Raw genomic sequence first — 8,649 nt, 5'->3', positions numbered from 1 at the left:
GGCCCGATCCTACCTACGCAGCCGGCAACGCCAGCCAGAAGTGGTCAGGAGTTACTTTGCGGAAGAGCACGTCCGATATGCGGCAACATGACCTCAAGCTGTCAAACATTTAGTGCTCTCCGTAGTAAGTCGTTCTGAAGCCATAAGCCCGCTTGGTGCAGGTCGCCGACCACGCAAGTCCCGATCAGAACCGCCTGTCTCGGCCGGGCGACGTTGACGACCTGGAGGCGCGCGATTTCCGCGACGTACAGGAGCGAGTCGCGCCACACCATGTCTTCCGCCGGATTGAAGAGGTCGCAAGCTGCGACCTTGCGAGGATTGCGTGGGTCGGATACGTCTGCCAATCTGAGCCACGGATGCGTCACCCACCCGATGAACGCAAAGCTGTCGCGCACGGCGACGCTGCTGGCAATCACGTCTCGTGTGCTGTCCACCGAACCGACCTCTGTAGGGAATCTCGGGTCAGCCACATCGAGAATCTTAAGGCCAAGTCCCGACTGAGCGACATATGCGTACCGGCCCTGGATGGCGACACTGTATGAAATACCTGCCTTTAGCATTGCACCGCGGACGGCCGGCTCATGCATGTCCGCAATGGAAATCGTTACGAGGCCGCCAAAGTCGTCTGCCACAAAGGCGAGACTGCGGGATGGGTTCGCCCAGACGCCATTACCTACGTCGGCCGTGGCGCATGAACCTATGGTCGTCGGGTGAGTGCTGTCACTGATGTCGAGGATGCGGAAGCCGTGGCCCGCGACGTAGTAGCCGGACAGAAAGGCGAGCGTGTCTCTCAGGTAGATGTCGTACCCGCCGCAACTGTCGACGGTAGCAAGCGGAACAGGCGAAGCCGGGTTGCGCACGTCGAGTATCTTGAAGGCTATCTCAGAAGACTGGCCATTGTATACCGTCGCGCAGCAGATGTTGCCTCTCGCTCGTACGTTTAGCGTGCCGAAACCCAATGATGCTATCCTGTGCGGGTTCGATGGGTCGCGGACATCCAGCACGAACAGGCCGTAATCGTGCGCAACATACGCGTAGCCGTTACAGACGGAAAGGTCGTAACCGCTGTCTCGACACGCGCCAAGGAGGCGCGGGTTTGCTGGGTCAGCAAAGCTGAAGACCTTGAACGAATCTCGGTAGAGCGTGTAGACCATCGTATCGACGACGTCTATTGCAGGGGCGCGAGCTAGAACGCTGCCGAGTTTGACCGGATTGGCCGCGTCTGAAACGTCGAATGTCTCGATGTAACCCGACGAGACGCAGAGCCTATTACCGACAAGGACAGACTTGGCCACAAGGCCGGGCGCTTCGATGTAGCCGAGTACTATTGGATTGGCGGTGTCCGCATAATTGATGATGGCGACCTGGCTGCCGCGCGAAAGATAGATGATGGAATCGCGCCCGGTCACACGGTAGCTAGGTCCAGCGCCCCATTTTCCCACAAGACGTAGGCCCGTAGATTCCGGTCGAGCTTGTGCACTCGGCCACATATCGAATCCGGCTCTCTCCATGTAATACGAGCGAATGTTCGGTGGCAGGTATCGCAGCGACTCCTGCACCGCCGCTTGCTCCTCGAACGACAGCCCGCTACCGAAAGCGGCAGCGGTTCCCAGCACAAGCAGGATGCACCACCGGAGCCGTGTCATGGCGAGACGATTGTATGTCCGGTTGCGCCCCTGTCAAGCTGCCGAGACGAACGGAAACAGCAAGGGCGGGCTGGCGCCCGCCCTGGTGAGTTGGGTGAGTCTTTACTCGGTCGTGACCCAGACCTTTTCCATGACGACGGGCGTGGTGGGTTTGTCCATCGCGCCGGTCTGGACCTTTTCCAGCTTCTCCAGCACGTCCATGCCCTCGGTCAGTTGGCCGATGACGGTATACTGGCCGTCGAGCTGCGGCGTGGGCCCAAAGCAGATGTAGAACTGGCTGCCGGAGGAGCGGCGCTCCGGGTTGACCTGGTCGCCGGTCCGCGCCATTGCCATCGCGCCTTTGGTGTGCTGCTTCTTGATCTCGGCCGGCACGGTGTAGCCCGGGCCGCCGGTGCCGTTACCGGACGGGTCGCCGCCCTGGATCATGAAGCCGGCAATCAGGCGGTGGAACGTCAGGCCGTTGTAGAACCCTTTGATGCCGAGGTTGGCCACGTTGGTGACGTTCTTGGGCGCATCTTTGGTGTAGAACTGGACCTTCATCGTCCCGTAGTCCTTGACCTTGACGTTGAAGTACAGGTTCTCGGGGAGTTTGGCAGCGACGAGCGTGTCTTTTAGCATACCTTTTTCCGCCACGGGCGGGGTTGCGGTCATACCTGCTGTTGTATCAGTCGGCGCGGCCGGCTGAGTCGTGTCAGCGGCCTGGGCCGGGGGCTCGGTCGGCGGCTGGGCTGCCGGCTGCGCGGGTTTGGGCGCGCCGCAACCAACTATCAGCAACGCGACGGCGAGTGTCAGGAACCACTTCATGTTAACGGACCTCCTTTTGAGTGTCTATCCGAGCGCGAACACTAGAGCCACGAAAGCACGAAGGGCACGAAGCGGACGGCCGCAGGATTCCTGAAGTCCGTTTCCCTCGGTTTCGTGTCTTCGTGGCCATCTATCCCGGAGTCCGGGTCTGCCTACTGTCGGGTGACGACGAACTTGTGCTGCGACGTCCCGGCCGCGGTCTCGAACCGCGCCAGGTAGACGCCGGGAGTCAGGTCGGCCACACCGATCTGCATGCTGCTCGGGACACGACCCGAAATGTCAGATATCTCGGTCATGTCCCTTCGCAACGGGTAACATTCTACTGCCCGGCCTGCAATGTCAATGATTTCCAACCGGCGGCATCCGGACGGGGGAACGATGTACAAGACGTGGCTCGACGGATTGGGGAAGATGCCGAGGGAGGAGGGATGAGGGAGAAGTGAGGAACAGGAAGCGAGGCCGGCGGAAGAGAAACGGTAGGAGACGGCGTCGAGATCGAGTCCGGCTCTCGGGTCTGAGGACGAGCCGGTCGAGTCGCACACGATGCGCAGGTAGCGGGCCGAGTCGAGTCCGGCCGAGCCTAGATCGAAGGAGACCGTGCCGTTGGCGTGGCCGAGGTTGGTCCAGGGGCCGGCCCAGTCGTTTCCGGCGTACAGCCAGTAGCCGTCCGCAACGCTGTCGGAGTCAAAGACCGTAACGTCGTCTCCTGGGACGTTGCGGATCCAGCCGGAGAGGCGTACTGTGGGGCGTGCCATGACCGAAAGCGGGGACAGTCCCCGGCCGCGAGGACGCGGCCGCGATCCGGTACAGTCCCCGTTTTCGGTCCGGCCGGAGCTGAGGCAGATGTTGCCGAAACGGCCGAGCGAGAAACCGCTCCCGTCCGGCGCGCCGAGCGCGAGTATGGACTGTGTCGGCATCACCATGTTCGGGTCGCCGTGGTTCAGCCAGATCATCTCTTCGACGTGGACGTTGCCGGAAGTGTCTGGTACGAGCTCAAAGTCAGCGGCCACCGTGCCGCCGGCCGGAACGACAACACCGGCTACCGTTTTGGGCAGAAAGCCCTGCGCGTGCGCGGTGAGCGTGTAGGTGCCGGCGGGCAGCGGTTTGTGGAAGTCGCCCAGGGATAGGTCGGTGTAGCAGTCCCAGCGCAGGGGGCTATCCACCGAGATGCGGGCGAAGAGCGGGGAGCCGGTCAGCGAGTCGCGCACGAAGCCGCTAACGCCCAGGCGGCAGTCACGTACCAAGCCGAGCAGAGCCCGGCGGTTGGCCACGCAGATGGAGTCGATTCTCGCCTGCTGGCTGGGCTGATAGGTCTCGATGGTGTAGGCGAGGCTACCGAAGAGGCCGAAGCTCGCGTCCTGGCCGGAGCCGTCTACTTCGTACCAGGAGTAGCCGTTGATGGGCACGAGCTTGGTAGTGTTCGAGCCGTAGGTCGAGTCCGCGTACTGCGTGGCGAGAGCTACGATGAAGGCTGAGTCAGGCGGGTCGGCCGGATGGTTGTCCCAGAGGTAATTGACGTAGGCCGCCGCCGAGTGGTACGCGAACTCAATGCTGATGTTGTTGGCGAGGTTGTGCTCTCGCATGAGGCGGGTCTCCAGCTGCGAGAACGGGCTGGGGCTGTTGCCCATCCCGCTCCAGCGGTAACCGTAGTCGCGGTTCAGGTCAACGCCGTTGGCGTTCGTGCGGCGATTGGCGACGTGGCCGTCAACGTTCACTATCGGGATGAACCAGATTTCGGTCGAGTCTACCAGGCTGCGGACCGAAGCGCTGGTGTCGTAGCTCGCGAGAATGTACTGCAGGCAGGAGAGGGTAATCTCGGTCGCAATCTTCTCGTCGCCGTGGTGCGGCCCGATGATGCGGAACTCTGGTTCGGTTTCTTCGACCTGCGGGTTGTCGGTCACGCACATCATCAGGATGGCGCGATTCTGTACTGAGAAACCGAGCGTCTCCAGTCGACAGATAGACGGATGGATGTCGGCCAGCGCGGCCATGGTAGAGCAGACTTGCGCGTAGGTGCGGTAGGCGAGAAGGACGGAGTCGACCCATGCCTGGTAGTCGTCGAGCTGTACCCGCGGCGAGTAGCCGAGCATCTGAAGCCGCGCCAGTTCGGCGTCGTTCGCGACGATGCTGACTGTGCTGTCGGTGACGCCGTGGATTTCCAACTCGCGCGGCAGGCTGTAGACCGCGGCGTGACTGGTGAGCTGTATGACGGCCATGCGCCTGATTTCAGCCGTACGATGGGTGATGAACGATGAGCGCTGTGTTGCGGGCGACGCTACCAGGAGGGCAAGAGCTACGATTGCGTTCAAGGGCTACAAGTCTAGCAGCGGGGGCATGTGGGTCAAACTCGCTTGCGGCGAGAGGGTGAGGACTAGTAGCCCCAGCGACGGGTACGCCTGGACCATGCCTCGGAATACGACAGGGTCAGCATCAGGCGGCCCGCCACTTCCTTCATCACCAAGGAGTTGCGGAAGAGGATCTCGCCCGAGACTTCGACTGAGCCGAACTTCGGGACCGGCACGGAGGTACCGAAGTGGACGCCGTCCTCAGTTATTGGATAGCCGTCGCCGATAATGAACGCCGTCGCGTCGTAGTACCAGGTCTGCCGCGAGTAGCCGATGCGAACTGGGTGGAGCGAGTCAATCTCGTATTCGGCGCCAATGGAGCCGCGCCACACATTCCGGTATCCGAGTCTGCCCACGCTGTCGTCCACGGCTATCGATGCCGTGGACCAGGGGTTGACCGTCAGTCCGATGTCGACACCGAACCTGCTGATCGGATTCACCCCGGCGGCCAGCGAGAACGAATGCGGCAGAGTGATGACGTAGAGGCGCGTGGTGTCACTGATGACGCCGTGGACACGTTTGCTCCGGCGTGCCTTCAGGTTGAGGCTCGGCTCGTAGTATCCGGCCAGCGAGAACAAGCGGCTCTGGAACGAGCCCCCGACTTTGAGGGTGTTGCCCAGGTAGTCGACCTCGATGGTGTCGGTGGAGGTGTAGCCGCCGTTGTCCAGCTCGAACCGCCAGTTCTCACGCGAGCCGCCCAGGACGTGATTGAACTCGGCCCCGATGCATACCTTGTCGAAGAGCGATTTGGCCAACCCGGCGCGCAGAGCGTAGATTCCGCCGCGGCCGATGATGTGGCGGCGGTAGGCGGTGTCGGCCAGTGATTCGGACCAAATGTCGAAGTCCTGGCTGAACTTCTGGTTGATGCCCCCGAAAACACGAGTCCCGAAGGGCAGCGGCGCCGCGACGTTGAATGCAGCGGGGCGAACATCAGCGAGGAGGCGGCTATTTCCGCCTTGAGCGCCAAGGGTCGCTGCGCCCATTGTCGTGACATGGAACGAGACCTGGTTGAGGTCGACGAAGATCCCAGGATTGAGCGTGGACAGGGCAGAAGGTCCGGCCAGCCCCACTACGCGCGCCTCCCCGGGCGGCGTGATCTCGCCCAGACCGCGGGAGTTGAAGAAGGACTGAGCACTCGCAGAAGAGGAGAATGCAAATGTCAAAATGCAGAGTGCAAAAGGCAAAATGCCCGAGGCCCGGGGATTTTGCAGTCTGCAGTTTGCAGTTTGCATTGGTCCTACCTGAAGCGGTCTTCCGGCGGAAGGACGTATTGGAGCTCGAGACGCGGCGCATGGATACCAGAGCGGGGAATACGAAGCCGGAAGAGCTTCGACCATTCGGGTGAGGAAGTGATGAGTAGGCCGTGGTTCGGGATGGTGTCGGAACGCCCGGTCCAGAGCTGGACCAGTGATCGGATGTCGATGGTAACTACCGTGTCGCTGTCCGCCGGCACGATGTACCTGGCTATTGAGCTCGGCAGGCTCTCGTAGCGGGCGTTGGCGCCTTTCTCGACGTAGGACTCCTTCAGGCGGGAAACGCCCAGGACGAGCGTGTCGGTGCGGTGGTACTTCGTCTCCGGTCTGAACTTGAGGTCGGCCCGGGCAATTGTCGCCTCGGCCGGGATCGAGTCAAGGTTGAAGGACAACCAGGTACGGAATGCGACTCCCGAGCCTACCAGCAAGTCGAGCGGATGGGAACGGGTGGCAACCGTGTCAATCAGGCTGGCGTCGGCGACGTCGTTGATCACACGTGTGGTCTGCTTTCCCTTGTTGGTGTAGGTGACGCGCAGCCGCGGAGCCGTGGTCGTGCTCGCCCCGGAGTAGATTGCGGCGATGCCGGTATCCTGCGGGAAGATGCCGACGCCACAGCGGCGAATCGTCGCCTTGAGCGCCGAGTCGAGCCCGACGTAGCGGAAGTCGAAGACCGCGCTGTCGCCGGCCATGATGCCGGTCGCGAGAGTCTCCTTCAGGAAGTCACCTCCCGGGGTGAGCCAGTGGTTGAACGAGTCCGCCATCAACCAGGATACGCCGCTCTCTACCCATTCCGAGGAGCAGGGACGGCAGATGAAGCCCATCGACTTTGACGTGTCTGACTGATGAAGTACCAACTGGAAGGACGTGACTGAGTCGAGGCTCATGGTGTCGAGTATCGAGAAGCGAAGCGCAAGCCGCGATACGTAGTCGGCGTCCCTGCCCAGGTAGAGCAGACTTGAGCCGCCGAGCGGCACGTAGCGTGAGTAGCCGGAGGCCGAGTCCGGGAGCAGCGTCGTGTCGGCAGTACCGCTGACGCGGTCGCGCAGCTGGTCGAAGCCTACCGGCAGCGTGTTGCAGGAAGAGGAGAAGAGAGACAACGCACATGTCAAGATGCAGAAGGCCAGGTGCGCAACGACCCGAGTTCGGGCATTCTGCAATCTGCGGGCTGCAGTCTGAAGTGCCTTCATGCGGCTTGCGTTGTCGGGGCGAAACGGTGACGAATGTGTTCGACCAGGTTGTCCCCGGCCGCCGTCGCGGCCGAATGGAGCGCGTTCATGATGGCGCGGGGTGAAGAACGACCATGGCCGACCACGACCGTGCCGAGCACCCCGAGCATCAACGCCCCGCCGTGTTCCTGGTAGTCCATACGTTCTATGAACTCCCGAAGAACCGGCTTGGACAGCCAGCGGCGCCAGCGGCGGGTACGGTGCTCGGAGTCTGGTTCCAGGTACTGCTCCAGCAGGCCGGTCAGGACTTCGGCCAGGCCTTCGGCGTACTTCAGCAGTGCGTTGCCGACGAACCCGTCGCAGACGACGACGTCGACCGTGCCTTTGAGAATGGCGTTGCCTTCGACGTTGCCGGCAAAGTTCATATCGTGCTGTTTGAAGAGCTGGTAGGCGCTGAAGGTAAGCTCGTTACCCTTGCTGTCCTCTTGTCCGATGTTGAGTAGTCCGACTGAGGGATTGGCCTTCTTGAACAGGTAGCTGGCCGCGGTCGTGCCCATCATGCCGAACTGCACCAACTGCAGCGGCTTGGTATCGACGTTGGCCCCGATGTCGAGCACCAGGGTGCTGCCCTTCAAAGTCGGGAACAGACCTGCCAGCGTCGGACGGTAGACGCCCGGCACTACGCCCAGCATCGTCATCGCAAAAGCCATGATCGCCCCGGTGTTGCCGGCGCTGACGACTCCCGAAACCTTGCCCTGTTTCATCAGGTCCATGCAGACCGCCATCGAGGATCCGCGCTTGCGCTTGACGACCTCGGTGGGGGATTCGTGCATGCCGACGACTTCCTCAGCCGGGACCACTTCCAGGCGGCCGGAGTAACCCTTGACCGTTTCGGTATCGATGATGCCCGGCTTGCCGACCAGCACGACCTCGAGGTCTTTCCATTCCTCAAGCGCCAGCGCCACCCCTTCGAGTTCGGCGGCGGGCGCGTTGTCCGTGCCCATCGCGTCAAGGGCGATTCTCATCGGTTCAGCTCGGCAGGGCCGCCATGCCCCGGTCGCTACTTGCCTTCCTTCTCCTTATTGATGAAGATGACCTCTTTGCCCGCGTAGTATCCGCAGTGCGGACAGACGCGGTGCGGCAGCTTTGGTTCGTGGCAGTGCGGGCAGTCCACGACGGTCGGGGCGGTGAGTTTCCAACCGGTACGACGTTTGCGCCCGCGCGTATGGGAATGTCGTCTTTTAGGTAGTGGCATTTGTCCTCCAGGGATTCATCTCAAAGGTGGATTGGATTCTAGCGGCAGAGGGACGGGAGTCAAGACAACCAGCCGAAGTCGGGGGCCGGCCCGGGCACATCGTGACCCCCTTTGCGCATTGCTGCTACGATTGATGTTACCTGACGATCAACCAGCGCGTCAAGGTCGAGCGCCGGGAGC

7 protein-coding genes are annotated in these 8,649 nt (G+C 62.0%); all 7 read right to left on the bottom strand.

Translation table 11 applies throughout. The annotated features are described in order from the left end of the window. Window positions 1-101: 101 nt before the first annotated feature. Window positions 102-1,646, bottom strand: a complete 1,545-nt coding sequence (locus FJY68_12320) for a hypothetical protein (protein ID MBM3332609.1) — start codon at window positions 1,644-1,646, stop codon at window positions 102-104. 102 nt (window positions 1,647-1,748) lie between these two features. Then, on the bottom strand, window positions 1,749-2,450 hold the full coding sequence (locus FJY68_12315; GenBank protein ID MBM3332608.1) for a peptidylprolyl isomerase: 702 nt from the start codon (window positions 2,448-2,450) through the stop codon (window positions 1,749-1,751). 152 nt (window positions 2,451-2,602) lie between these two features. Beyond that, window positions 2,603-4,759 carry a T9SS type A sorting domain-containing protein gene (locus FJY68_12310; protein ID MBM3332607.1) on the bottom strand — a complete coding sequence of 719 codons (2,157 nt, stop codon included), beginning with the start codon at window positions 4,757-4,759 and terminating at the stop codon, window positions 2,603-2,605. A 62-nt stretch (window positions 4,760-4,821) separates the two neighbouring features. Beyond that, a complete protein-coding gene (locus tag FJY68_12305) occupies window positions 4,822-5,958 on the bottom strand; it encodes a hypothetical protein (GenBank protein MBM3332606.1) in 1,137 nt (378 codons plus the stop codon). Window positions 5,959-6,032: 74 nt separating this feature from the next. Beyond that, a complete protein-coding gene (locus FJY68_12300) occupies window positions 6,033-7,235 on the bottom strand; it encodes a DNRLRE domain-containing protein (GenBank protein ID MBM3332605.1) in 1,203 nt (400 codons plus the stop codon). Next, entirely contained in the window at window positions 7,232-8,239 is a 1,008-nt protein-coding gene (gene plsX / locus FJY68_12295) for a phosphate acyltransferase PlsX (protein ID MBM3332604.1), read from the bottom strand. Before plsX ends, FJY68_12300 begins: the two co-directional genes overlap by 4 nt. 35 nt (window positions 8,240-8,274) lie before the next feature. Beyond that, a complete protein-coding gene (locus tag FJY68_12290; GenBank protein ID MBM3332603.1) occupies window positions 8,275-8,469 on the bottom strand; it encodes a 50S ribosomal protein L32 in 195 nt (64 codons plus the stop codon). Window positions 8,470-8,649 lie beyond the last annotated feature (180 nt).

This window comes from candidate division WOR-3 bacterium, from assembly GCA_016867815.1.
Classification (GTDB): domain Bacteria; phylum Hydrothermota; class Tepidihabitantia; order Tepidihabitantales; family Tepidihabitantaceae; genus UBA2258.
Note: the sequence above shows the minus strand (reverse complement) of the source record. Positions and strands in the feature narration are given on the sequence as shown.

Bases quoted from the DNA above. Each gene is read 5' to 3' on its own strand.
- FJY68_12320 (MBM3332609.1), bottom strand. From the start codon at position 1,646: ATGACACGGCTCCGGTGGTGCATCCTGCTTGTGCTGGGAACCGCTGCC.
- FJY68_12315 (MBM3332608.1), bottom strand. From the start codon at position 2,450: ATGAAGTGGTTCCTGACACTCGCCGTCGCGTTGCTGATAGTTGGTTGC.
- FJY68_12300 (MBM3332605.1), bottom strand. From the start codon at position 7,235: ATGAAGGCACTTCAGACTGCAGCCCGCAGATTGCAGAATGCCCGAACT.
- plsX (MBM3332604.1), bottom strand. From the start codon at position 8,239: ATGAGAATCGCCCTTGACGCGATGGGCACGGACAACGCGCCCGCCGCC.
- FJY68_12290 (MBM3332603.1), bottom strand. From the start codon at position 8,469: ATGCCACTACCTAAAAGACGACATTCCCATACGCGCGGGCGCAAACGT.